The 23419-nt window shown below is 67.5% G+C and carries 21 protein-coding genes; 14 read left to right on the forward strand and 7 right to left on the reverse strand.

The genetic code is table 11. The features are described from left to right. The first annotated feature begins 14 nt into the window (after positions 1–14). Together GRF61_RS09445 and GRF61_RS09450 are read left to right on the forward strand one after the other, a co-directional pair. Positions 15–659: a glutathione S-transferase family protein gene (locus GRF61_RS09445; protein WP_169150411.1), complete on the forward strand. Its 645-nt coding sequence runs from the start codon at positions 15–17 to the stop codon at positions 657–659. Further along, complete coding sequence (locus tag GRF61_RS09450; RefSeq protein WP_169150412.1) at positions 659–1903, forward strand: multifunctional CCA addition/repair protein; 1245 nt, start codon at positions 659–661, stop codon at positions 1901–1903. Before GRF61_RS09445 ends, GRF61_RS09450 begins: the two co-directional genes overlap by 1 nt. A gap of 4 nt (positions 1904–1907) precedes the next feature. On the opposite strand, the gene GRF61_RS09455 is transcribed toward GRF61_RS09450, so the two are convergent. Next, positions 1908–2105 (reverse strand): DUF2905 domain-containing protein, encoded by a 198-nt coding sequence (locus tag GRF61_RS09455; RefSeq protein ID WP_169150413.1) that lies wholly within the window; start codon positions 2103–2105, stop codon positions 1908–1910. A 91-nt stretch (positions 2106–2196) separates the two neighbouring features. Between GRF61_RS09455 and GRF61_RS09460 the strand changes: the two genes are divergently transcribed. From GRF61_RS09460 to GRF61_RS09470, 3 genes are all read left to right on the forward strand, one after another. After that, positions 2197–2817 (forward strand): glutathione binding-like protein, encoded by a 621-nt coding sequence (locus GRF61_RS09460; protein ID WP_169150414.1) that lies wholly within the window; start codon positions 2197–2199, stop codon positions 2815–2817. Beyond that, entirely contained in the window at positions 2814–3617 is an 804-nt protein-coding gene (locus GRF61_RS09465; RefSeq protein WP_169150415.1) for an alpha/beta fold hydrolase, read from the forward strand. Before GRF61_RS09460 ends, GRF61_RS09465 begins: the two co-directional genes overlap by 4 nt. Before the next feature lie 173 nt (positions 3618–3790). Continuing rightward, on the forward strand, positions 3791–4003 hold the full coding sequence (locus GRF61_RS09470; protein ID WP_169150416.1) for a hypothetical protein: 213 nt from the start codon (positions 3791–3793) through the stop codon (positions 4001–4003). Between the two features lie 124 nt (positions 4004–4127). Here the strand turns inward: GRF61_RS09470 and GRF61_RS09475 are convergent, their stop codons facing one another. Then, a complete protein-coding gene (locus GRF61_RS09475; protein WP_169150417.1) occupies positions 4128–5291 on the reverse strand; it encodes an SAM-dependent methyltransferase in 1164 nt (387 codons plus the stop codon). A gap of 105 nt (positions 5292–5396) precedes the next feature. Here GRF61_RS09475 and GRF61_RS09480 point away from each other — a divergent pair, with 105 nt between their 5' ends. The 3 genes from GRF61_RS09480 to GRF61_RS09490 all read left to right on the forward strand — a co-directional run bounded on the left by GRF61_RS09480 (position 5397) and on the right by GRF61_RS09490 (position 8226). Further along, the gene (locus tag GRF61_RS09480; RefSeq protein ID WP_169150418.1) at positions 5397–6140 is read left to right on the forward strand and encodes a pteridine reductase; all 744 of its coding nucleotides are present in this window, start codon (positions 5397–5399) and stop codon (positions 6138–6140) included. Positions 6141–6238: 98 nt separating this feature from the next. Continuing rightward, complete coding sequence (ttcA, locus tag GRF61_RS09485; protein ID WP_169150439.1) at positions 6239–7183, forward strand: tRNA 2-thiocytidine(32) synthetase TtcA; 945 nt, start codon at positions 6239–6241, stop codon at positions 7181–7183. 185 nt (positions 7184–7368) lie between these two features. Further along, positions 7369–8226, forward strand: coding sequence for an FHA domain-containing protein (locus tag GRF61_RS09490; protein WP_169150419.1), 858 nt, complete (start codon positions 7369–7371; stop codon positions 8224–8226). 53 nt (positions 8227–8279) lie between these two features. Here the strand turns inward: GRF61_RS09490 and GRF61_RS09495 are convergent, their stop codons facing one another. Next, positions 8280–8714, reverse strand: a complete 435-nt coding sequence (locus GRF61_RS09495; RefSeq protein WP_169150420.1) for a PsiF family protein — start codon at positions 8712–8714, stop codon at positions 8280–8282. A 129-nt stretch (positions 8715–8843) separates the two neighbouring features. On the opposite strand from GRF61_RS09495, the gene GRF61_RS09500 reads away from it, so the two are divergent. The 3 genes from GRF61_RS09500 (at position 8844) to GRF61_RS09510 (ending at position 13700) form a co-directional block, all read left to right on the forward strand. Continuing rightward, positions 8844–9248, forward strand: a complete 405-nt coding sequence (locus tag GRF61_RS09500; RefSeq protein ID WP_169150421.1) for a YqaA family protein — start codon at positions 8844–8846, stop codon at positions 9246–9248. A gap of 60 nt (positions 9249–9308) precedes the next feature. Next, a complete protein-coding gene (locus tag GRF61_RS09505; protein ID WP_169150422.1) occupies positions 9309–9662 on the forward strand; it encodes a RidA family protein in 354 nt (117 codons plus the stop codon). Between the two features lie 156 nt (positions 9663–9818). Continuing rightward, positions 9819–13700, forward strand: coding sequence for an FAD/FMN-binding oxidoreductase (locus GRF61_RS09510; RefSeq protein ID WP_169150423.1), 3882 nt, complete (start codon positions 9819–9821; stop codon positions 13698–13700). Between the two features lie 130 nt (positions 13701–13830). Here the strand turns inward: GRF61_RS09510 and GRF61_RS09515 are convergent, their stop codons facing one another. The 4 genes from GRF61_RS09515 to pyrE form a co-directional block, all read right to left on the reverse strand. Then, a complete protein-coding gene (locus GRF61_RS09515; protein ID WP_169150424.1) occupies positions 13831–14616 on the reverse strand; it encodes an NAD-dependent deacylase in 786 nt (261 codons plus the stop codon). Positions 14617–14706: 90 nt separating this feature from the next. After that, positions 14707–16806 (reverse strand): molybdopterin oxidoreductase family protein, encoded by a 2100-nt coding sequence (locus GRF61_RS09520; RefSeq protein WP_169150425.1) that lies wholly within the window; start codon positions 16804–16806, stop codon positions 14707–14709. A gap of 61 nt (positions 16807–16867) precedes the next feature. Next, positions 16868–17503: a hypothetical protein gene (locus GRF61_RS09525; RefSeq protein WP_169150426.1), complete on the reverse strand. Its 636-nt coding sequence runs from the start codon at positions 17501–17503 to the stop codon at positions 16868–16870. Continuing rightward, positions 17481–18131, reverse strand: coding sequence for an orotate phosphoribosyltransferase (gene pyrE, locus GRF61_RS09530; RefSeq protein WP_348982373.1), 651 nt, complete (start codon positions 18129–18131; stop codon positions 17481–17483). Before pyrE ends, GRF61_RS09525 begins: the two co-directional genes overlap by 23 nt. A 39-nt stretch (positions 18132–18170) precedes the next feature. Between pyrE and GRF61_RS09535 the strand changes: the two genes are divergently transcribed. The 3 genes from GRF61_RS09535 (at position 18171) to GRF61_RS09545 (ending at position 23380) form a co-directional block, all read left to right on the forward strand. Next, positions 18171–18953, forward strand: coding sequence for an exodeoxyribonuclease III (locus tag GRF61_RS09535; RefSeq protein WP_169150428.1), 783 nt, complete (start codon positions 18171–18173; stop codon positions 18951–18953). Positions 18954–19184: 231 nt separating this feature from the next. Next, complete coding sequence (locus tag GRF61_RS09540; protein WP_248281173.1) at positions 19185–21446, forward strand: EAL domain-containing protein; 2262 nt, start codon at positions 19185–19187, stop codon at positions 21444–21446. Further along, complete coding sequence (locus GRF61_RS09545) at positions 21428–23380, forward strand: sensor histidine kinase (RefSeq protein ID WP_169150429.1); 1953 nt, start codon at positions 21428–21430, stop codon at positions 23378–23380. Before GRF61_RS09540 ends, GRF61_RS09545 begins: the two co-directional genes overlap by 19 nt. Positions 23381–23419 lie beyond the last annotated feature (39 nt).

Below are 23419 nucleotides of genomic sequence, written 5' to 3' on the forward strand. Positions count from 1 at the left end.
CGTGGAAACCCGAGATGAAGCTGATCATCGGCAACAAGAACTATTCGTCCTGGTCCCTGCGCGCCTGGCTTGCCGCCCGCGAAGGCGGCTTCACCTTCGAGGAAATCCGCATCCCGCTGTTCATTCCCGGCAGCCGCGAACGCATCCTGGCGCACTCGCCGTCGGCCAAGGTGCCCTGCCTGATCGACCACGGTCTGGCGGTCTGGGACTCGATGGCCATCAACGAGTACCTGGCGGAGCAGAACCCTGCCCTGTGGCCCGCCGACCGCGCCGCGCGCGCGGTCGCGCGCTCGGTCAGCGCCGAGATGCACTCCGGCTTCGTGCCCCTGCGCAGCAAGATGCCGATGAACATCCGCAAGGACTACGCCGGCCACGGCCGCAGCCCCGAAGTGGAGGCCGACATCGCCCGCATCACCGCCATCTGGAACGATTGCCGCAGCCGCTTTGCCACCGCCGGCCCCTACCTGTTCGGCGCCTTCTCCATCGCCGACGCCATGTACGCGCCCGTCTGCTTCCGCTTCGCCACCTATGGCGTGACGCCGGAGGGCCCGGCCGGCGCCTACCTCGCCACCATGCTGGCCAATCCGCACATGAAGGCCTGGGCGGAAGCCGCGCGGCAGGAAAGCGAGCACCTGCCTTCCGAGGATCTGTACGGCTGATGCGCAGCTACATCGTTGGCGGCGCCGTGCGCGACGCCCTGCTCGGCCTGCCGGTGAAGGACCACGACTGGGTCGTGGTCGGTGCCACGCCGGATGAAATGCTGGCCCGCGGCTTCCGCCCGGTGGGTAAGGACTTCCCCGTCTTCCTCCACCCCGAAACGCAAGAGGAATATGCCCTCGCCCGCACCGAACGCAAGACCGGCCGCGGCTACGCCGGCTTCGCCTTCCACGCTTCGCCAGACGTTACGCTGGAAGAAGATCTGGCGCGGCGCGACCTCACCATCAACGCCATCGCCCGCGACGAGGCCGGCACGCTGATCGACCCTTACGGCGGCCAGGCCGACCTCCAGGCGCGGCTGTTCCGCCACGTCGGCCCTGCCTTTGTCGAGGACCCGGTGCGCATCCTGCGGCTCGCCCGCTTCGCCGCCCGCTTCCACGACTTCAACGTCGCGCCGGAAACCCTGGCGCTGATGAAGTCCATGGTGGCCGACGGCGAAGTGGATCATCTGGTGCCGGAGCGGGTGTGGCAGGAGATCGCCCGCGGCCTCATGGAAGCACGGCCCTCACGCATGATCCGGGTGCTGCGCGATTGCGGCGCCCTCGCCCGGCTGCTGCCGGAGCTGGACAAGCTCTTCGGCGTGCCGCAGCCGGAGAAGTACCACCCGGAAATCGATACCGGCGAGCATGTGCTGATGGTCATCGATGCCGCCGCTGCGGCCGATACCCCGCTGCCGGTACGCTGGGCCTGCCTGCTGCACGACCTCGGCAAAGGCGAGACACCGGCAGCCGTACTACCGCATCACTACGGCCACGAAGCCCGCAGCGCCACGCTGGCGCGCGAGGTCTCCGAGCGCCTGAAGGCGCCCGCCGACTGCCGCGACCTGGCCGTGCTGGTCGCACGCGAGCATGGCGTACTACCGCGCATCACCGAGCTGCGGCCGGATACCATCGTCAAGATCCTGGAGCGCAGCGATGCCCTGCGACGGCCGGAACGCTTCCACGCCATGCTGGACGCCAGCGCCTGCGATCACCGCGGCCGCGGTAACGCCACCGACGCCCCATGGCTTCCGGCCGCTGCCTGGCAGGCGGCGCTGGCAGCGGTGCGGGCGGTGGACGCCGGCGCCATCGCCCGTGCCTGCATAGACAAGGCGCAGATTCCGCAGCGGGTGCACGCCGCGCGGGTGGAGGCGGTGAAAAGCCTGCGCCGCGGGGCGGAGCAAGACAGCGCACCAAACGGGCAATGAGCGCTCACCAGACCCGCAGCAGCACCCAGGCCAGCAAGGAAAACAGGATGGTGGTGGTAAAAGGAAAGTGGAAATGACGGCCGCGCAGGCGGAAAGACACATCCCCGGGCAGATGGCCCAAGCGCAGGCGGCCCGCCAGCCCGGGCTGGATCAGCCCGCTCAGCACCACCACCAGCACGACCACCACCACCCACTTCAGCATTGCCCGCTCCCCGCGACGAAGCGCGATTAGACCCCCAGCGCAGCGGCAACCGCAATCCCGCCCTTCGAACGACAGAACCGGAACCCCGTCCATGATCACCCTCTACACCTGGAGCACGCCGAACGGCTACAAGGTCTCCATCGCCCTGGAAGAACTGGGCCTGCCCTATGAAGTGCGCCCCATCAACATCACCCGCGACGAACAGTTCGCCCCCGAATTCCTCGCCATCAACCCGAACAACAAGATCCCCGCCATCGTCGACAGCGACGGCCCCGGCGGCCGCCCCATCACCCTGATCGAGTCCGGCGCCATCCTCATCTACCTCGCCGAGAAAAGCGGCCGCCTGCTGCCGCAGGACGCCCGCGAGCGCTACGAAGTGCTGCAATGGCTGATGTTCCAGATGGGCGGCATCGGCCCCATGCTGGGCCAGGTGCACCACTTCCTGCGCTTCGCGCCGGAGCGCCTGCCCTACCCGATGGAGCGCTACGCCAAGGAAGCCAGGCGCCTCTATGCCGTGCTGGAAAGCCGCCTCGCCAACCGCGACTGGCTGGCCGGCAGCAGCTACTCCATCGCCGACATCGCCACTTTCCCCTGGATAGGCCGCCATGAGTGGCAGGGCATTTCACTGGAGGATTACCCGGCGGTGAACCGCTGGTTCCAGGCCATTGCCGCCCGCCCGGCGGTGGAACGCGGCCGCAAGGTGCCGCAATGAACACCAGCCGCTTCGGTGGCCTGGAGGTGCTCTGCCACACGCCGGCCCAACCCGCCCACGCCAACCCGCTGCTCTTCATCCACGGTGCCTACGTCGGCGCCTGGTGCTGGGAAGAGCACTTCCTGCCCTGGTTCGCCAAGCAAGGCTGGACCAGCTACGCGCTCTCCCTGTCCGGCCACGGCGCCAGCCCTGAGCGGCAGCAGCTGGACGCCTACTCGATAGATGACTACGTGGCGGACGTCGCCCGCGTCGCCGCCGCGCTGCCCGCGCCCCCCATCCTCGTCGGCCATTCCATGGGCGGGCTGGTGGTGCAGAAGTACCTGGAGCGCCACGACGCACCGGCGGTCGCGCTGCTGTGCTCGGTTCCGCCGCAGGGCTTGGGCTTTTCCATGTTCCATCTGGCGCTGACCCGGCCCAACCTGCTCGGCGACCTCAACCGCATCATGAACGGCAACCAGGTGGACATCGCCAGCCTGCGCGAAGCCCTGTTCCACCAGCCGGTGGCCCCGGCGGACCTGGAGCGCTACTACCGCCTGAGCCAGCCGGAATCCCACCGCGCGATCTGGGATATGACGCTGTTCAACCTGCCCAACCCGGCCGCCATGCACCGTACGCCGCTGCTGGTCCTCGGCGCCGGACACGACACCCTGATTCCGCCCCCGCAGGTACAGATGACCGCCGCCACGTATGGCAGCCGCGCGGAGATCTTCGACGACATGGGCCACGGCCTGATGCTGGAGCGCGACTGGCTGCGGGTGGCGGAACGCATCGCCGGGTGGCTGCTAGAGCACGGGCTGTGAGGAATTTCCGCGCCGGGGCGAAACCGTAAGCAGAAGATGGCTGCATCGGCGCCCTTCGTCAGCAGGCGCCAACGACGACGGCAGACGGTGGAACCCTCATTCAAGGAACACCACCCGCCGCCGATAAAGTAGCCAAGGATCTGACGGATCCGACAGAGAGCGTGGAGGCCATCATGATGATCGTCATGCAAATGAGCTCGGGGCAGGCCATGACTGACCCCGCCCCTTACGACGAGGAAGTGCTGAATGCCAGCTGGCTGCCGCCGCAACCGCAGGCCGCACTGCAACTGCAGGAAGCTCTCGAGCCCGAGCGCCCGCGCCGCGAAATGCCACCGCCCATCGATGTCGAGGCCTTCCTGAACGCGATGTATCGCAGCCAGGAATGATGCGCCGGCAGGGAGCCTGCTCCCTGCAGTGACTTTCCGTAGTGATGTTGCGGGAGGTCGCTCGATCGCGGCGCCCTGCCAGGCAGGCGCAGGCCCCACAGCCCGCAGTCACGGCCATGCAGGACTACAGCGTGTGCAGGCGATCGCCGCGGCTGAAACCGATCAGCGGCTGCCCCAGCCCGCGGCCCAGTGCCAGCACCTTGAACAGCTCGCCCATCTCGTGCGGCGCGGTCAGCCGCTGCACCGCGCGCGCTGCCCGCACGTAATCCGCCTTGTCTTCCGGCCCTCGCCGGGCCAGGCATTCCAGCACGCCGCAGTTGAACAGGAACTGGGCCTGGTTGGTATAGCCCAGCACATCCAGCCCGGCCTCATAGCCGGCCTCGGCGATGGCGGTGAAATCCACGAAGGCGGTGATGTCGTTCAGCCCTGGCCAGAGGAAAGGGTCGCCATGGGCATGGTGGCGGTAGTAGCACAGCAGCGTGCCGCCACTGCGGGACGGCAGGTAATACTCCGCGCCCGGGTAGCCGTAATCCACCAATAGCAAGGCGCCCTGCTGCAAGCGCTCCGCCCAGGCGGCGATCCAGGCCCGCCCGGCGAGATTCATCTCGGACACGTATTCGCCGCTGGCGGGCGCCGGCAGCTTCAGTGCCAACGTCGCCTCGGCCGCTGCGCCGGTGGCCGGACGGTCCGCCCAGCACAGCCGGCCGGCGTCATCCAGGGCAACGCCACGCTCGAACAGCCCTTGCGCGCGGGACACCATGACGTGGACCGGCATCACGTCCAGCACCTCGTTGGCGACGACCGCACCGGAGAAGGTCTCGGGCAGGCTGTCCAACCAGCGCACCCGGGAGGCCAGATGCGGCACTTTCTGCGCCAGGGTGTCGAACTGCCGTTCCCGCAATTCGCCTGAAAGCTCCAGGATGGCATAGCTCTCCGGCAGGCAACCGCGATGCTCCAGTTCCAACAGCAAATCCGCCGCCAGCAGGCCAGTGCCGGCACCGACCTCGATCACCGCCAGCGCACTGGCTTCCATCACCTGTTGCACCTGCGCCGCCAACGCTTGACCGAACAATGGCGTGAGTTCCGGCGCGGTAATGAAATCACCGCCCGGACCGAACTTACGCGCGCCACCGCTGTAATACCCGAGGCCAGGCGCGTACAGCGCCAGCTCCATGTAGCGCGCGAAGGACAGATAGCCGCCGGCGGCCGTCATCTCCCGCTTCACGAGTTCGGTCAGGCGCTCGCTTTGCTGAAGCGCGTCGGCAGAAGGCTGAGGCAGGGAGGACATGGTGGAGGCGGCGGCGGTCGGAAGGCGCGCATTGTAGCCGACGCCCCGGCGGGCCACGCCCGTCCCGGCTTCCAAGGAACCCAACGAGCAGCGACAATCGCCCACATGAACCCGGACGCCCCCGTCATCCTCGTCACCGGCGCCGCCCGCAGGGTGGGCGCGGAAATCTCCCGCCAATTGCATGCGGCCGGCGCCCGGCTGGTGTTGCATTACCGCCGCTCCGGCAGCGAGGCGCGCTCACTGGCCGGCCAGTTGAACGAAATCCGGGCCGGATCGGCCGGGGTGGTCGGTGGAGATCTCGGCGAAGACGGCGTACCGGAAGCCGTGGCCGAACAGGCGATCGCCGCCTTCGGCCAGCTGGACGGCCTGATCAACAATGCCTCCAGTTTCTTCGCAACGCCGCTGGGCAAGATAGACCGCGCCGCATGGGACGATCTGGTCGGCTCCAACCTCAAGGGACCCTTGTTCCTGTCGCAGGCGGTGGCGGATGAACTGGGCAAACGCGGCGGTGCCATCATCAACATCGTGGATATCCACGCCGAACGGCCGCTGCGGCACTACCCGCTCTATTGCGCGGCCAAAGCCGGCCTTGCCGGGCTGACGCGGGCGCTGGCAATGGAGTTGGCACCGGCGGTGCGGGTGAATGGCGTCGCCCCCGGCCCCATCGAGTGGCCGGAGGACGGCCAGTTCCCCAGCGACGAGCGCGCCGCCATCGTCCGCCACACTCTGCTGCAGCGTGAAGGCAGCCCGGCCGACATCGCCCGCACGGTGCGCTTCCTGATGTTCGACGCGCCTTACATCACCGGCCAGATCCTGGCGGTGGACGGCGGCCGCAGCGCCCATCTCTGAAGCACGGCCGCAACAGGCAGAAACCATGCCGGCACGGCGCGGGGAAGCGCCAAGCGTATAATCCAGCACGTTTTTTCCCCGAGTTCACCGTCGTGTCCATCGCCACCGCCTCAACCTTTCCGCCCGCCTCCTCCGCCGCGCCAGCTACCGAGGCCGGCGAAACCCGCTTTTCCAACACCTTCCTGCGCCTGAAGAAAAAACTGGAACGCAGCGTGGGCGAGGCCATCGCCGACTACAACATGCTCGGCGACGGCGACACGGTGATGGTGTGCGTCTCCGGCGGCAAGGACTCCTATTCGCTGCTGTCCATCCTGCTGGCGCTGCGCGAGCGTGCACCGGTGGATTTCCGCATCGTGGCGATGAACCTGGACCAGAAGCAGCCCGGCTTCCCGGACGACGTCCTGCCGGCCTACTTCGAGTCCATCGGCGTCGAGTACCGCATCGTCACCGAAGACACCTACTCCATCGTCAAGGACAAGATTCCCGAGGGCAAGACCACCTGCTCGCTCTGTTCGCGCCTGCGCCGCGGCATCATCTACCGTACCGCCAAGGAGATCGGCGCCACCCGCATCGCGCTGGGGCACCACCGCGACGACATCCTGGAGACCCTGTTCCTGAACATGTTCTTCGGCGGCAAGATCAAGGCCATGCCGCCCAAGCTGGTGAGCGACGACGGCGAACATGTGGTGATCCGCCCGCTGGCCTACTGCACCGAGAACGACATCACGCGCTTCGCCCGCACGATGGAGTACCCCATCATCCCCTGCAATCTCTGCGGTTCGCAGGAGAACGCCCAGCGCAAGCAGATCAAGGCCATGCTGCAGGGCTGGGCGCGGGATTATCCTGGCCGCATTGAATCGCTGGCGACTTCGTTGAAGAACGTGGTGCCTTCACACCTTGCGGACGACAAGCTCTTCGACTTCAGCGGCCTGACCCGAAACACCCCGGTAGACGAAGGCGACATCGCCTTCGATCGCCCGGAATTGCCCGTTCATCCGGCCCACACCATCAGCATCGCCGCCCACGTACCGGAACGGGAATAAGGCCGCCGTCCGGGGCTTGCTTCCACAAAGGCATTTGATCATCATGCGCCGAGAGCCGGACCGACAACACTCAGCCGGCATCCCAGCCCCCCGCCGACCGCCAACGATGAAAAGCGCCGTTCCCCTCCTTTGTTGCAGCCCGGCCCACGCTTGCCGGCCGACCGGGCTCCGGAGCGGGAACTGACATGTCCGAACGCCGCAATCTCTGCCTGCTCGTTGCCGAAATCACCGGTGCCGACCGCCTGAGCGACCGTACTGCCGCGACCGAGGCCGCTCATGCACTCGAGCGCTGCATGCACCGCATCGACCGCGCCGCGGCCAGCCAGGAGGGCGCAATACTCGAGCGCAATGGCAGCGCGGTGGCGATGAGTTTCGAACGCTGCGACTCCGGCGTGCTCGCTGCCTGCGAGATCCTGGACCGCATCCTCGGACTGCCGCCTCTCAGCGGCGCCCAGCTCAGTGTTCGCCTGGGCTTGCATTACGGCGTCGCCGGGCAGGAGGAGGGCGGCCTGGACATCGCCCGCCAGTTGGCCGGCCTGTGCCGGCCAGGCCAGGCGCTGGCGAGCGGCGCGGCCGTCATGCTGCTCACCCCCTCCACCCGCCATTTCGCTGGCACCGAGGCGGTTCACGATCCGGTGCTGGAGAAGCTGGAGTGGCCGGTCTTCACCATAGGCCACCGCGTTGGCATGGTGACTTCGGTACCCCCGACTGCCAGGGTTTCCCAACGTCTGCGCCTGCGGCACCAGCAGGAGGTGGTGTTCGTGGAAGAGCAGCGGCCGGTGCTGCTGCTGGGCCGCGAACTGGGCAACGACCTGGTGATCATCGATCCGCGCGCTTCGCGCCAGCACGCCCGCATCGAGCGTCGCCGCGAGGGCTTCATCCTGATCGACCAGAGCACCAACGGCACTTATGTTTCCATGGACGGCGCCGCGGAGCACTGCGTGAAGCATGCGGAACTGACGCTGATCGGGCCGGGCCGCATTGGCTGCGGCTTCTCGGCCAATGAAGTGGAACGCGACCTGGTGTTCTTCGACATCGTCTGAATCCCCCTCAGCCGCGTCCACCCGGCCGCATCCCGCTGCATCCCACCGAACCCTCAACCCTTCAGGCACTCGCTGACGAAGCGCTTGCGCTCGTCGCCCGCCAGCGTCTTCTCCGTCGCCTGGCGGTTGCAGGCCTTCATCCTCTCCTTCGGATCCAGCACAGCTTCCTTGCTTGCGGCCACCGGCACTACCGCCGGTTTCGCAGCACTCGCCCCACTCGCCTTCTCCGCGGGCGCCGCAGGCTGCGTCTTGGTAGTCTTGGCGGCTGTTTCCGGCTTGGTGCCCTTGCTGGCGACCTCACCCTGCCCTTCGTGCTTGCCCGACAGGCAGCCGGACATGAACTGCTTGCGCTCATCGCCCTTGAGGGATTTTTCACGGGCCTCCTGGTTGCAACGTTTCATGCGCTCATGCTGGGGATTGGCCCAGGCCACCGAAGATGAAACGGCCAGCAGGCAAAACGCGACAGCGAAAATGGACGGCTTGTTCATGGCGTATCTCCTTAGGCGATAGAGAGGAAAGCCGCTCAATTTTGCAAACGACATATGCATTCGTCAACATGAAATATGCAGAAGGCAAGGCTCATCCTGCCCGAGCGAAAGACGCCGGACGCCTCATCCATGCCTGACGCCGGCGCAACCGCAGGCCTGGGCGGCCTCTTCGTGTCGGCCTTTCTTTCGGCGACGCTGCTGCCGGGAGGCTCGGAGGCGGTACTCGCTGGCCTGCTCGCGTTGCGGCCCGAGCTCTGGTTTCCCGCACTGCTGCTCGCGACCCTGGGCAACACCTTGGGTGGCATGACCACTTACCTGATGGCGCGGCTGCTCCCGCGCAAGGAAATGCCAGCCCGCCTGAACTGGCTGGAAAAGTACGGCACTACCACCTTGCTGCTGTCCTGGGTGCCACTGATCGGCGACGCCCTGTGCGCCGGCGCCGGCTTGCTTCGCCTGCCATGGCCGGCCTGCCTGCTGTGGATGGCGGTGGGCAAGGGGTTGCGCTACGCCGCCATCGCCTGGGCGATGAGCTGACCGCCGCGCTGGCCGCCCGCCTATACTCCGCCCCTCCCCCCAGCCCCTCCGGAGTTCCCGATGAACGAGATCCAGCGTCACGGCGTCACCGCCCGCTATGCAGACGCCGTTGTCCACAACGGCGTCGCCTATCTGGTCGAAGTCCCGACGGGCAGCGGCGGTGACATCGCGCAGCAGACCACCGAGGTACTGGAAAGCCTGGCCCGGCAACTGGCCCGCCTAGGCAGCTCTCCCGCCCACATCCTGATGGCGACCATCTACCTGACCGATCTCGCCGAAGCGCCGGCGATGAACGCAGTATGGGAAGCCTGGGTGCCGGCCGGCAGCGCGCCCTCGCGCGCCTGCGTGCAGGTTGCCGCGCTGGTCGATCCGGGCTGGAAAATCGAGATCGCGCTGACCGCCGCCCTGCCCTGAGCGGCACCACGCGGCGCCCGCAAGCGGCCGGATGTAACGAAAGAGCTAGCCTGGAGGCTTGTCCCTGCCGGGCCTACGGTCTTGATTTGTGCTGCGGGTGCGCCGCTGGTCCGTTAGAATTGCGGGTTTCCCTGCAGCAGTTTGCCCGGCACACCGATGACCCAACGCCTGCGCGAAATCCCCTACAACTACACCTCGTTCTCCGACCGCGAGATCGTCATCCGCCTGCTCGGCACGGAAGCCTGGGCAGTGCTGGACGAGCTGCGCGGCGAGCGTGTCACCGGGCGGTCGGCGCGCATGCTGTACGAGGTACTGGGCGACATCTGGGTCGTACGGCGCAACCCCTACCTGGAAGACGACCTGCTCGGCAACCGCGAGCGGCGCGAGGCGCTGATCGGCGCCCTCAACCATCGTCTCAACGAAATCGAAAAGCGCCGCCAGGGCAACGACCTGGTCGCGCCGCTGCTGGTGCGGGCGCGCGAAGCGGTGGCGGACTTCGAGTGCTGGTTCGAGAACACGGCCCGCCGGCGCAAGACCGCGCTGAAGGCGCTGGCCCACCACACCCGCCGCGACAACATCTGCTTCGACGGCCACGCCCGCGTCTCCCACGTCACCGACGCTACCGACTGGCGCGTCGAGTATCCCTTCGTCGTCCTCTACCCGGACACCGAGGAGGAAATGGCGCCGCTGGTGCGCACCTGCATCGAGCTGGGGCTGACCATCATCCCGCGCGGCGGCGGCACCGGCTACACCGGCGGCGCGGTGCCGCTGGATGCCAGCTCGGTGGTCATCAACACCGAGAAGCTGATCGCCATCGGCACGGTGGAAGAGATGCTGCTGCCGGACGCCGACGGCAAGCCGATGGCCTCGCCCTACGCCACCGTGCGCACCGGCGCCGGGGTGGTCACCGACCGGGTGGCCGAGGCCGCCAGCAATGCCGGCAGGGTGTTCGCAGTGGACCCGACCTCCGCCAGCGCCTCCTGCGTCGGTGGCAACATCGCGATGAACGCCGGCGGCAAGAAGGCGGTGCTGTGGGGCACAGCGCTGGACAACCTGGCGTGGTGGAAAATGGTCACGCCGGACGGCAACTGGCTGGAAGTGGAGCGGCTGGACCACAACTTCGGCAAGATCCACGAACAGCACATCGCCCGCTTCCGCCTGCGCCGCTTCGACGGCCTCACCTATGCGCCGCTGGGCGAAGAGCTGCTCTCCATGCCCGGCGCCCACTGCCGCAAGGACGGCCTGGGCAAGGACGTCACCGACAAATTCCTCGGCGGCATTCCCGGCGTGCAGAAGGAAGGCACCGACGGCCTGATCGTGGCCGCGCGCTGGGTGCTGCACAAGATGCCGCCCATCACCCGCACCGTCTGCCTGGAATTCTTCGGCCAAGTGCGCGAGGCGGTGCCGGCCATCGTCGAGATCACCGACTACTTCAAGCCTGGCGCCCCTGGCGCCCAGGCCGGCGTGCTGCTGGCCGGCCTGGAGCACCTGGACGAGCGCTATGTGAAGGCGGTGGGCTACACCACCAAGGCCAAGCGCCACGGCCGGCCGAAGATGGTGCTGATCGGCGACGTCGTCGGCTTCGACGAGAACGCGGTGATGGCCGCCGCCTCGGAGATGGTGCGCATGACCAACGCCCGCGGCGCCGAGGGTTTCATCGCGGTATCGCCGGAGCAACGCAAGCGCTTCTGGCTGGAGCGCTCGCGCACCGCCGCCATCTCCCGCCACACCAACGCCTTCAAGATCAACGAAGACGTGGTGATTCCGCTGCCGCGCATGGGCGACTACTGCGACGGCATCGAGCGCATCAACATCGAGCTTTCCATCTCCAACAAGCTGGAGCTGTGCCGCACCCTGGCCGACTTCCTGAAGGGCCCGCTGCCGCTGGACCAGGGCGACGCCAACCTCGAGCAGGAAGTCGTCATCGGCGATCGCCGCGAGGCCGCGCTGAACTATATCGAGGCGGTGCGCCTGCGCTGGGAATGGCTGCTGGAGAACCTGGACCTGCCGCTGGCCGAGGCCGAGAGCCGCTTCGCCGCCTACGGCGTGGTCGCCGGCGAACTGAGCAACCGCGCTGCCAACCCCAGGCTATTCCACCGCCTGCAGGATTACTCCATCCGCGTCTCCTGGAAGACCGAGCTCAAGCCGCGGCTGGACAAGATCTTCGACGGCGTGCTGTTCGGCCCGGTGCTCGCCCGCATCCAGGAGATCCACAAGCAGGTGCTGCGCGGCCGCGTCTTCGTCGCCCTGCACATGCACGCCGGCGACGGCAATGTGCACACCAACCTGCCGGTGAACTCCGACCACTACGAGATGCTGCAGACCGCCAACCGCGCGGTGGACCGCATCATGGCGCTGGCGCGTTCGCTGGGCGGGGTGATTTCCGGCGAGCACGGCATCGGCATCACCAAGCTGGACTACCTCACCGACGAGGAGATGACCAGCTTCTGGAACTACAAGGCCAAGGTGGACCCGGAAGGCCGCTTCAACCGCGGCAAGCTGATGCGGCGCGGCCCGATCAAGGGCAACCTGGAGAACGCCTACACCCCCAGCTTCAACCTGATGGGGCATGAATCGCTGATCATGGAGCGCACCGAGATCGGCGAAATCGCGCACGACATCAAGGACTGCCTGCGCTGCGGCAAGTGCAAGCCGGTGTGTTCCACCCATGTGCCGCGCGCCAACCTGCTGTACTCGCCGCGCAACAAAATCCTCTCCACCTCGCTGCTGGTCGAGGCCATGTTGTACGAGGAGCAGACCCGCCGCGGCATCTCGCTCGCCCACTGGGCGGAGTTCGAGGACGTGGCCGACCACTGCACCGTCTGCCACAAGTGCGAGAAGCCCTGTCCGGTGGACATCGACTTCGGCGACGTCTCGGTGAAGATGCGCAACCTGCTGCGCAAGCAGGGCAAGAAGTCCTTCAACCCCGGCAAGGCCGCCGCCATGGCCTTCCTCACGATCAAGGACCCGGCCACGATCAAGCTGATCCGCACCGGCATGATCGACTGGGGCTACAAAGCGCAGCGCCTGGCCAACAAGGTCGGCCGCAGCCTGGGCCTGGTGCAGCCGCAGACCAAGGCGCCGCCGGCCACCCAGGGCAAGGCGCCGGTGCAGGCGCAGGTCATCCACTTCATCAACAAGCCGATGCCGGGCAAGCTGCCGAAGAAGACCTCGCGCGCGCTGCTGGACATCGAGGACGACAAGGTCATCCCGGTGATCCGCGACCCGCAGAGGGCGGGGGTGGATGCCGAGGCAGTGTTCTACTTCCCCGGCTGCGGCTCGGAGCGCCTGTTCAGCCAGGTCGGCCTCGCCACCCAGGCCATGCTCTACCACGTCGGCGCCCAGACAGTGCTGCCGCCGGGCTACCTGTGCTGCGGCTACCCGCAGACCGCCGCCGGCGAGGAAGAGAAGGGCCAGAAGATCACCACCGACAACCGGGTGCTGTTCCACCGCGTCGCCAACACACTGAACTACCTGGACATCAAGACGGTGATCGTGTCCTGCGGCACCTGCATGGACCAACTGCTGAAGTACGAATTCGAGAAGATCTTCCCCGGCTGCCGGCTGCTCGACATCCACGAGTACCTGATGGAAAAGGGCGTGAAGCTGGAGGGCATACAGGGCGTGAACTACATGTACCACGAGCCCTGCCACACGCCGATGAAGGTGCATTCCGGCATCAAGGTGGCCAATGAGCTGATGGGCACGCGGGTGGATCTGTCCGACCGTTGCTGCGGCGAGTCCGGCACGCTGGCGGTCGCCCGGCCTGACATCTCGACCCAGGTGCGCTTCCGCAAGCAGGAAGAGATCGAAAAGGGCGTGGCCAAGCTGCAGCAGGCGCAGCCGGACGCGCCGAGCAAGATCCTCACCTCCTGCCCGAGCTGCCTGCAGGGCCTGTCGCGCTACGCCGACGACGCCGGCGGCGTGGAGCCGGACTACATCGTGGTCGAACTGGCCAAGCACCTGCTGGGCGAGAACTGGATGCCGGACTACGTGGCCAAGGCCAACAGTGGCGGCATCGAGCGGGTGCTGCTGTAACCAAGGAAACGGCAGCGGGGCAGGCTGCCGTTTCTCTTTGGCGCAGAGCTTGGGCGCGGGCGCCTTTGCCACGCCTGGGCGAGATCCGGCGATCTGCGCAAAAAACTCGGTCCGCCCCTCGAACCGGCCCCTAAGCCGCACCCGCCTCCGGATGCAGGCGGCGCCAGAGCTCCCCCATCGCCTCCGCCGCGCCAACCTGCAGGCGATGACTCACCAGGTGGCTGACCTCGGTGTCGCCCGGATTGATCTCCACCGAGGGCACACCCGCTTGCCGCGCCCACCAGATCGGCCCGGCGATGTAGGGAAAGACGCTGGTGGTGCCGACTGAGAGCACCAGGTCCACGCCCTGGCCCAGCAGCGCCTGCAGCCGGTCCAGCGCACGTTGCGGCAGCATTTCGCCGAACAGCACCACGTCCGGCCGCAGCACGCCGCCGCACAGCGGGCAGGGCGGCGGCAGCGTCAGACCGGCGAAGTCCGCCACGTCGCGCTCATGCGGGCATTCGGTGCAGCGCAGGTGATGCACCCTGCCGTGGATCTCGATCAGCTTCGTCGAACCGGCCGCACGGTGCAGGCCATCCACGTTCTGCGTCAGCACCCACACTGCCTCGCCATGCCCGGCTTTCTCCCGCTCAAGCTCGGCAATAAGGCGATGGGCGGCGTTGGGGCCGGCGCCTCGGCAATTGCGCTCGATCTCGGCAAGGTACTTCCAGGAAATCTCCGGATGCGCCTCCATCATGCTGCCGGACATCGCCTCCTCGATGGTCAGTCCTTCCGCAGTCAGCCGTTCATGGTAGAGGCCACCGATGCCGCGGTAAGTCGGCAGGCCGGAGTCAGCGGAGATACCGGCGCCGGTGATGAAGAGGATGCGCCGGGCGCCAGCCACCAGGGCGGCGACGGCATCGTAGTCGGGAGTCATGCAACTAGCGTTCGGGATTCGGTACGGGCGGATCATACGCCTGCCGCCGAGGCCGCGGCAGCGCGGCTTACCGCAAGCGGGACGGCGGACTCAGCCCGCCTCCGCCACCACCGCCGGCGCCTGTACGACCTCCACCAGGCAGTCATAGAACACCGGCCCGCGCCCCATGTCGGTGAGCGCGGAGGAAGTCACCGCATTGGCGTTCTCGCCGTCGCCGGAGAGCTTTTGCCACCAGATGGAGGGGCACACCACCACGCCGGGCCGCACCTTGTCGGTGACCACCGCGAGAGCGTGGAAGGCGCCCCTGTCGTTGTGGATGCGCAGGCGCTGGCCGCTGGCGATGCCACGCACCTCGGCATCCGCCGGGTGGATCTCCAGCCTGGGGCTGCCCTCGCGCTCCAGGAAGCGCGGCATGTTGGCGAAGCTGGTGTTGAGGAAATTGCGCGCCGGCGGCGAGATCAGCGCCAGCGGGTAGCGCCGCGCCAGTTCCGGGTTGCTGAGCACCGACTCGTGCGGCGGATGCCAGGCCGGCAGCGGGTCCTGGCCGCGCCTGGCCAGCATTTCCGAATAGAACTCGCACTTGCCGGAAGCGGTGCGGAACTCGCCGCGGGCGAAGGGCGCGAAGGGACGCGGCAGGTTGATGCGCGCCCAGCCGCGCGCCGCCAGCTTCTCCGGCTCCAGCCCCAGCGCACGCGGATCGCGCCGACGGAAGGCGGAGGCGGCGATGTCCTCGTCGCTCTCGAACAACGCCGGCTCGGTGAAGCCCAGCCGCGCCGCCAGCAGGCGGAACACCTCGGTGTTCGGCTTGGCCTCGCCCAGCGGCGCGATCGCCGGCGTGTTCGCCACCGCGTAGTAATGACCGTAGGTGGTGTGCAGATCGCGGTGTTCCAGCTGGCTGGTGGCAGGCAGCAGGATGTCGGCGTAGTCGGCGGTGTCGGTCTGGAACAGCTCGTGCACCACGCAGAACAGATCCTCGCGCATGAAGCCGGCACGCACCCGGTTGCTGTCCGGCGCCACCGCGACCGGGTTGGAGTTGTAGACGTAGATCGCCCGTATCGGCGGCTCGCCGGCGCTGAGCAGCGCCTCGCCTATGGTGGACATGTTGATGCTGCGCGGTGGGAAGCGCTCCGCGTCCGGGTACAGATCCGGCCGCGCCAGCGCCTGGCCGTCCAGCGGAAAATTGCCGGAGGTCGACAGCAGCGCGCCGCAGCCAGCGTGGCGCCAGGCACCGGTGAGCGCCGGCAGGCAGGCGATGTTGCGTACCGCCATGCCGCCGCCGGCACAGCGGTTGAGTCCGTAATTGAGGCGGATCAGAGTGCGCTGCGAGCGGCCGTACTCCAGCGCCAGCTCGCGGATCGCCGCGGCCGGCAGGCCGGTGAGCGGCGCCGCCCAGTCCGGCGTGAACTGCACCACCCGTTCGGCCAACGCGTCGAAGCCCAGGGTATTCGCGGCGATGTAGTCGCGGTCCAGCAGGTTCTCCACGATCAGCACGTTCATCATCGCCAGCGCCAGCGCACCATCGGTGCCGGGCAGTGGCGCCAGGTGCAGGTCGCACTTCTCGGCCGTCTCGCTGCGCCGCGGATCGATGCAGATCAGCCGCGCGCCCCTGCGCTTCGCTTCCTGCAGGTAGCGCCAGCCATGCAGGTTGGAGACGATGGGGTTGCCGCCCCAGATCAGGATCAGCTCGGCATTGGCGACCGCTTCCGGGTCGGCCCCCACCGAGGCGCCTATGGTGGCCTTCCAACCGGCGGTGCCGGCGGAGGAGCAGATGGTGCGCTCCAGGAAAGAGGCGCCCAGGCGATGGAAGAAGCGCCGGTCCAGGCTCTCGCCCTGCACCAGGCCCATGGTGCCGGCAAAGCTGTAAGGCAGGATGGCGCGGGGATCGTCGGCGGCAAGGGCGCGGAACTTCGCAGCAATGGTGTCCAGCGCCTCGTCCCAGCTGATGCGCTCGAAGCGGCCCTCGCCCTTGCGGCCTGCCCGCTTCATCGGATAGCGCAGGCGCTGGTCGGAATAGACCCGCTCGAGGTAGTGGGCCACCTTGGTGCACAGCGCGCCGTTGGTGAAAGGCATGTCGTCGGCGCCCCGCAGGCGCACCGCACGGCCATCCTCAACCGTCACCTCCATGGCGCAGGTATCGGGGCAGTCGTGGGGACAGGCGGCACGTACTACCGTGCTGTTCGCGGCACTCATGGGAAAACTCTCTGTTTCAGGACTGCGCCCCGCCGGCCGGCGACGGCCTGGCCGCACAAGCTCAGCGGCGCGGGGCGTCTGTCGTCAGGTCGATGTAACGTCGCCGGTCTTCTTCGAACCGGGCGCGGATGGATTCCCGCTCTCGCTGCTTGGCATCGATGACCGACCGATGGGCACTCAACTCGCCATTGGCGTTGTCCAGATCGTCGGCGAGTTCGCGCGGCACGGCCTTGCCCTGGTAGGGCTCGGCTTCCTTGGCGATGCGGTTGCGCCGCTCCACCAGTTCAGCCTCGCGCAGGCGCAGGCTGGCCAGGGTCTTGTCCAGGTCGGCCAGTGCGCGATCGCGCCGGGACTCCACGTCCGCCACGCTCTGGTACGTATCCAGCAGCGCCTGATCCAGCCGCCGCTGCCGCGCCAGGCGGGCCTCGGCTTCGGCACGCGCCCGGGTCTCTTCATTGCGGCGGGAGATCTCATCCGCCGTAAGCGGCGCCGCCACCTGACGGCGTATCACGCCCTGCGGGCTCATCTCGCGATAGGCCCGGCCATAACAGGCGGCGGGAAGCACATCGCCGCAGATCGGCTGAGCGCCGATGTCGCAGCAATAGATGGTTTTGCCGCCGCCACTCTGGGCAGAGGCTGCGAGCGGCGCTGCCAGCAGCACCGCCAGGCCGATGTCAGCGAGCCGACGCAATCCCATAGGTGTCCCGGTAGGCTTTCACCGCTCCGAGGTTCTCGACCAGTTGCGGGCTGTCCGCCAGGAAGCCGATCAGGTCTTCCAGCGTCGCCACCGCGATCACCGGAATGCCGAAGGTTTCCCCCACTTCCTGCACCGCCGACAGCGTGCCCTTGCCGCGCTCCATGCGATCCAGCGCAATGACCACCCCGGCCGGCTCCGCACCGGCGGCGCGGATGATCTCCACCGATTCGCGCACCGAAGTGCCGGCGGAAATGACGTCGTCCAGGATCAGCACCTTGCCGGCCAGCGGCGCGCCGATCAGCGTGCCGCCTTCGCCGTGGTCCTTGGCTTCCTTGCGGTTGAAGGCAAAGGGCAGGTCCACGCCCTCCTCCGCCAACCGGATCGCAGTGCCCGCGACCAGCGGAATGCCCTTGTAGGCCGGCCCGAACAGCATGTCGAAGCGGACACCCGACTCACTGATGGCGCGGGCGTAATACCCGCAGAGCTCACGGAAGGAGGCACCGTCGTCGAACAGCCCGGCATTGAAAAAATAAGGCGAGTTGCGACCCGCCTTGGTGATGAAGCTACCGAAGCGCAGCACGCCCTTGCGGCAGGCGAGCGCGATGAAATCCCGGCTAAAATCCACGATCTTTTGCCCGTATCGCTACTGTTGACTGGAAACTCGACCATGTTACGCATCATCTCCCTCAACCTCAACGGCATCCGCTCCGCCGTCACCAAGGGGCTGCTGGAGTGGCTGCCGCAGCAGAACGCGGACATCGTCTGCCTGCAGGAGCTGAAAGCGCAGGCGGCCGACCTCACCGACGCCATGCGCGCGCCCTCCGGCTATAAAGGCTGGTTCCACTACGCCGAGAAGAAGGGCTACAGCGGCGTCGGCATCTATTCGCGACACGAGCCGGACAACATCGTCGAAGGGCTGGGCATTGCCGACATCGACGCCGAGGGCCGCTACCTGCAGCTGGATTTCGGCAAACTCTCGGTCATTTCCCTCTACCTTCCCTCCGGCTCCAGCTCGGAAGAGCGCCAGTTGGCGAAATTCAGCTTCATGGAGCGCTTCTTGCCGCATCTGGCACAACTCCGCGCCTGCGGCCGCGAGGTGGTGGTCTGTGGCGACTGGAACATCGCCCATCGCGAGATCGACCTGAAGAACTGGAAGGGCAACCGCAAGAACTCCGGCTTTTTGCCGGAAGAGCGCGCCTGGCTGTCGCTGCTGTTCGATGAGCAGGGCTGGGTGGACGTCTACCGCCACCTGCACCCGGAAACCACCGACGAGTGCTACACATGGTGGTCCAACCGCGGCCAGGCCTGGGCGAAGAATGTGGGCTGGCGCATCGACTACCAGATCGCCACCCCGGGCATCGCCGATACCGCCCGCAGCACCACCGTGTGGAAAACCACCCGCTTTTCGGATCACGCGCCGCTGACGGTGGATTACGACTTCATCCCCTGACGGGGAAAGACCCTGCGCGCGTCTGGAATATTCCGTTGGCCTGTCTATGATTCCGATATAGCCCCAGTTCATGGGGCAGCGTCCGCATCGCGAGGTCCCCAATGGTGAATATCCGCCGCCCGCCGCGCAAAGACTTCCCCGGCCATGCCGGCCGACGCTCTCCGGCCTGTGCGACTTCCGCCTCGCCCCGGCCGCTTTCCGTTCCGCCGCAACGCCACTGAGCAGCGCCCCATGGACAGCTCGATGGCACGGCCGCCCAACGGGGCGTCCGGGGACGAAGATTTCGCCTTCGCTCCGGAAGACGACGGCCAGGCGGCGCCGGAAGCCAGCTCGGGACGGCGCCTCCAGGTGCTGTCGGTCGACGACGACGCCAGCTTCCAGCGCACCCTGAGTTACACGCTCGCACGTTACCGCTACCAGGGCCAGCCGGTGGAATTGCTTACCGCGAGTTCCGCCGCGGAAGGCGCGCGGGTACTCGCTGGCGACCGCGACATCGCCGTGGTGCTACTGGACGTGGTGATGGAGTCGGACGATGCCGGCCTGCGGCTGGTAAAGAGCCTGCGCGAAGTCATCGGCAACGCCGAGATCCGCATCGTGCTGCTCACCGGCCAGCCAGGCATGGCGCCGATGCAGACGGCGCTGGACCGCCTGGACATCAACGACTACTGGCTCAAGACCGAACTCACCACCGAACGCCTCTACGGCGTGCTCACCAGCGCGCTGCGCGCCTGGGAGCAGCTGATCGCCCTCAGCCGCGCCCGCCGCGGCTTGCAGATGATCGTGGAAGCCAGCAGCAGCCTCATCCACGCCCGCAGCCTGCAGGAGTTCTCCACCCGGGTCGTGCAGGAGCTCGCGCGGCTGCTGGGCCTGACCCCGGAGGGCATCGTCTGCGTGCAGGAAGGCAGCGACGGCGACCCCTTGTCCGCCACCATCGTCGGCGCCGCCGGCCGCTTCGGCCAGTTGATTGCCAGCCGCCTGTCCGTGCTGGAGGAAGGCCGCATCCGCCAGTTACTGGCGCGGGCCCTGGAAGAACACCGCAACATGGAGGACGACACCGGCCAGGTGCTCTACTTCCCCGGCGGCGCCGAAGGGCCGCACGGCGCCACCTACCTGGCGACGCGCCGGCCGCTGGACGCCACCGAACACGAGCTGCTGCGGGTATTCGCCAGCAACATCAACGCCGGGCTGGTCTCCATCGCCCTCGTCAGCCGGCTGGACCGCATGGCCTTCGAGGATGAACTGCTGGGCATGCCCAACGCCAATGCCCTGGTGCGGGTACTGGAAGAATTCCTGGCCGTGCCGCCGCCCCGCGACCACGCCCTGCTGCTGATCGATCTCGACCAGTATTCCGAAAGCTGCCTGTCGCTCGGCATCTCCCAGGGCGACCAACTGCTGCGACGCATGGCCAACCGCCTGCGCCGGCGCTTTCCCTCGCCGGCGGTCGTCGCCCGCCTGCATGACGATACCTTCGGCATCCTCGGCCCCGGCGCCATGCTGGGCATGGAGTGCGTGAGCCACCTGGAGGCGGAAGACCCGGACGATCCCGACTTTCCGCCTTTCATCAGCGTCTGCGCCGCCCGCATCGATCTCGACCACTACAACGGCTCCGCCCGCTCGGCGATGGCGGTGGGCTCGCTGCTGCTGAAGCAGGCGCGGCGCCAGGGGCTGAGCCAGATCATCGGCTACGAGGCCGGCATGGAGGTCGCCGCCGACAAGCGCTACACCCTGTCCCACGATCTCTATCACGCCCTGCGGAGCGACGAGATCCACATCGCCCTGCAGCCGCAGGTGGACCTCGCCAGCGGCCGGGTGGTGGGTGCGGAGGCGCTGGCGCGCTGGACCAAGCGCGATGGCACCAGCATTCCGCCCTCCGAGTTCATCCCGATGGCGGAGGCCAACGGCCTCATCGTGCCGCTGGGGCGGCGCATCATCGAGCTCGCCTGCATCGCCCTCGCCCGCCTCGGCTCGGCCGGCTTCGGCAACATCCCGGTGGCGGTGAACGTGTCTGCCCTGCAACTGGCCCGCGACGGCTTCCTCAACGACCTGCGCGCCACCGTGGAGCTGCACGGGCTGCCGCCCTCGCTGCTCGAGATCGAGGTCACCGAATCCATCGCCATGGACGAACGCACCGGCACCAGCAACCTGCTGGAGCAACTGCGCGACGCCGGCTTCCCGCTCGCCATCGACGACTTCGGCACCGGCTACTCCTCGCTCTCCTACCTGCGCAGCCTGCCCGCTACCACGCTGAAGATAGATCGCAGCTTCGTCCAGGAGATCGGCAATACGCCGGAACGGCTGGCGATTGCCGACATGATCATCAGCCTGGGGCAACGTTTCGACATGCGGCTGGTTGCCGAAGGGGTGGAAACGCCGGCACAGCGCGACTGGCTGGGCGAGCGCGGCTGTCAGCAGGCCCAGGGCTACTTCTTCGGGCGGCCGCAGCCCTTGGCCGATCTGCTGGCAACACTGAGAGGATGGCCGGCGAACCCCTAGAGAATGCGCCGTCGCCCACGGCACCGGCGCGCACCGTCGCCCGCCTGTGGGGGGTACGCCGGCGCCTGGCCGCCCTGCTGCTGCCTTGGGTGCTGGTGTTTGGCTTAGGCACGCCGCTGATCTGGTACGACCTGCGCCAGACGCTGCACACCCCGCTATTGCGCGCCCAGGCGGACGCCCTCACCGAAGGCAACCAGATACTGGCGCGCGGCCTTGCCACCCTGCGGCGCGACATCCAGTTCCTCGGCGACTTCTTCACCCACTTGCCCGGCAATGGCTTCGCCGACGGACCGCTGCAGTTGCAGCTCTTCCGCAGCTTCGCCGAGAGCTCCGGCTACTACGACCAGGTGCGCTGGATAGACGAGACCGGCATGGAGCGCATCCGCGTCATCTACACGGACACCGCGCGGCGCAGCGAGATCGTTCCCGAACGGGATCTGCGGAACCAGGCCGACAGCGCCTACTTCATCGACACCATGCAGCTCGAGGACGATGCCATCTATTACTCCCCGCTGGCGCTGGACTTCGAGCACGACGGCGCCGGGCTTCCGCGGCAACCTACACTGAGGATCGCCACACCGGTGTTCGACGCCAGGCGCCGACACGGCATCGTCATCCTCAACTACCATGCCGAGCGCCTGCTGGAGCGGCTGAAGCCCATCGGCCTGCAGCAAGGGCTGGAAATCCAGCTGATCAACCCGGATGGCTACTGGCTACTCCACCCGGATCCGCAGATGAGCTGGGGCTGGCAGCTGGAACGCCCGCAGAACACCCTGGCACAGCGCGTCCCGCAGCTGTGGCGGCAGATGCAGGAGAGCGACCAGGGCAGCTACCGCGACGACAATGGCATCTGGAGCTACCTCACCTTCAACCTCAGCGGCGACCCCGCCCCCGGCGCCAGCCAGCGCGGCAGCGCGCTGGCCTGGCGCCTGCTGGTGCGCATCCCCGAACCTGCGCTGGATGCGCTCACCGCCCGCAGCAAGCTCACCTTCAGCCTGCTTGTGCTGGTGGCGGTGGCGATCACCTTCGGCCTCTCCGTCCGCCTCGCCCTCGCCATGCGCAACGAGGAAGAGAAGAGCCTGGCCCTCGCCCACGCCAATACCGCCCTGCAGCACTCGCTGGACAACCTGCGTGCAGTGCAGGAAGACCTGGCCCGTGCCGACAAGCTCTCCGCCCTCGGCCTCATGGTGGCCGGCGTCGCCCATGAGCTGAACACGCCGCTGGGGAGCGCGATGATGGCGCTCAGCACCGCGCGGCAGGAACTGAAGCAGCTGGAAGAACGCATCCAGTCCGGCCTGAGGAAATCCGACCTCGCCACCTTCCTCGCCAACTGCGGCGAAGGCATGGAGCTGGCCGCCCGCGCGGTGGACCGGGCCGGTGCGCTGGTGCGGCGCTTCAAGCAGACAGCAATAGACCGCACCACCATGGAACGGCGCAACTTCGTGCTCGCCGAAACCCTGGTGGACGCCGACCACCGCCTGCACAAGTGGGACCGCAGCCTGCCCGTCAGCCTCACGCTGGAGCTGGACCCGGCCATCGAGATGGACAGCTACCCCGGCCCGCTCGGCCAGGTCGTCTCCAACCTGGTCGAGAATGCGCTGGTGCACGGTTTCCCCGACAACCGCGCTGGCAACCTCACCCTCCGCGCCGAAGCGGAAGGCGAGGATGGCGTCCTCCTCACCGTCGCCGACACCGGCATCGGCATCCCCGCCGAAGTGCTGACGCAGATCTTCGATCCCTTCTTCACCACCCGGCGTCACGACGGCGGCACCGGGCTGGGGCTGCATGTGGTCTATCAGATCGTCACCGAGCTGCTGGGCGGTCGCATCGAAATGCGCAGCGTGAGCAACGGCAATGCCGGCTCGGGTACCGTTTTCACCCTGCACCTGCCCCGCGTCGCTCCCGCCGCGGCGCCGCACCAGCCGGCGGCTTGAGCCGCTCCGGGGCTATTTGCCTTCGACCCGGCTTTGGGA

The organism is Azoarcus sp. TTM-91 (assembly GCF_012911025.1).
Classification (GTDB): domain Bacteria; phylum Pseudomonadota; class Gammaproteobacteria; order Burkholderiales; family Rhodocyclaceae; genus Azoarcus.

Coding starts and splice junctions, on each gene's coding strand:
- GRF61_RS09445 (WP_169150411.1), top strand. CDS start 15: ATGAAGCTGATCATCGGCAACAAGAACTATTCGTCCTGGTCCCTGCGC.
- GRF61_RS09510 (WP_169150423.1), top strand. CDS start 9,819: ATGACCCAACGCCTGCGCGAAATCCCCTACAACTACACCTCGTTCTCC.
- GRF61_RS09520 (WP_169150425.1), bottom strand. CDS start 16,806: ATGAGTGCCGCGAACAGCACGGTAGTACGTGCCGCCTGTCCCCACGAC.
- GRF61_RS09515 (WP_169150424.1), bottom strand. CDS start 14,616: ATGACTCCCGACTACGATGCCGTCGCCGCCCTGGTGGCTGGCGCCCGG.
- GRF61_RS09470 (WP_169150416.1), top strand. CDS start 3,791: ATGATGATCGTCATGCAAATGAGCTCGGGGCAGGCCATGACTGACCCC.
- GRF61_RS09540 (WP_248281173.1), top strand. CDS start 19,185: ATGGACAGCTCGATGGCACGGCCGCCCAACGGGGCGTCCGGGGACGAA.
- GRF61_RS09480 (WP_169150418.1), top strand. CDS start 5,397: ATGAACCCGGACGCCCCCGTCATCCTCGTCACCGGCGCCGCCCGCAGG.
- GRF61_RS09450 (WP_169150412.1), top strand. CDS start 659: ATGCGCAGCTACATCGTTGGCGGCGCCGTGCGCGACGCCCTGCTCGGC.
- GRF61_RS09465 (WP_169150415.1), top strand. CDS start 2,814: ATGAACACCAGCCGCTTCGGTGGCCTGGAGGTGCTCTGCCACACGCCG.
- GRF61_RS09525 (WP_169150426.1), bottom strand. CDS start 17,503: ATGGGATTGCGTCGGCTCGCTGACATCGGCCTGGCGGTGCTGCTGGCA.
- GRF61_RS09475 (WP_169150417.1), bottom strand. CDS start 5,291: ATGTCCTCCCTGCCTCAGCCTTCTGCCGACGCGCTTCAGCAAAGCGAG.
- GRF61_RS09545 (WP_169150429.1), top strand. CDS start 21,428: ATGGCCGGCGAACCCCTAGAGAATGCGCCGTCGCCCACGGCACCGGCG.
- GRF61_RS09490 (WP_169150419.1), top strand. CDS start 7,369: ATGTCCGAACGCCGCAATCTCTGCCTGCTCGTTGCCGAAATCACCGGT.
- GRF61_RS09505 (WP_169150422.1), top strand. CDS start 9,309: ATGAACGAGATCCAGCGTCACGGCGTCACCGCCCGCTATGCAGACGCC.
- GRF61_RS09535 (WP_169150428.1), top strand. CDS start 18,171: ATGTTACGCATCATCTCCCTCAACCTCAACGGCATCCGCTCCGCCGTC.
- GRF61_RS09495 (WP_169150420.1), bottom strand. CDS start 8,714: ATGAACAAGCCGTCCATTTTCGCTGTCGCGTTTTGCCTGCTGGCCGTT.
- GRF61_RS09455 (WP_169150413.1), bottom strand. CDS start 2,105: ATGCTGAAGTGGGTGGTGGTGGTCGTGCTGGTGGTGGTGCTGAGCGGG.
- GRF61_RS09500 (WP_169150421.1), top strand. CDS start 8,844: ATGCCTGACGCCGGCGCAACCGCAGGCCTGGGCGGCCTCTTCGTGTCG.
- GRF61_RS09460 (WP_169150414.1), top strand. CDS start 2,197: ATGATCACCCTCTACACCTGGAGCACGCCGAACGGCTACAAGGTCTCC.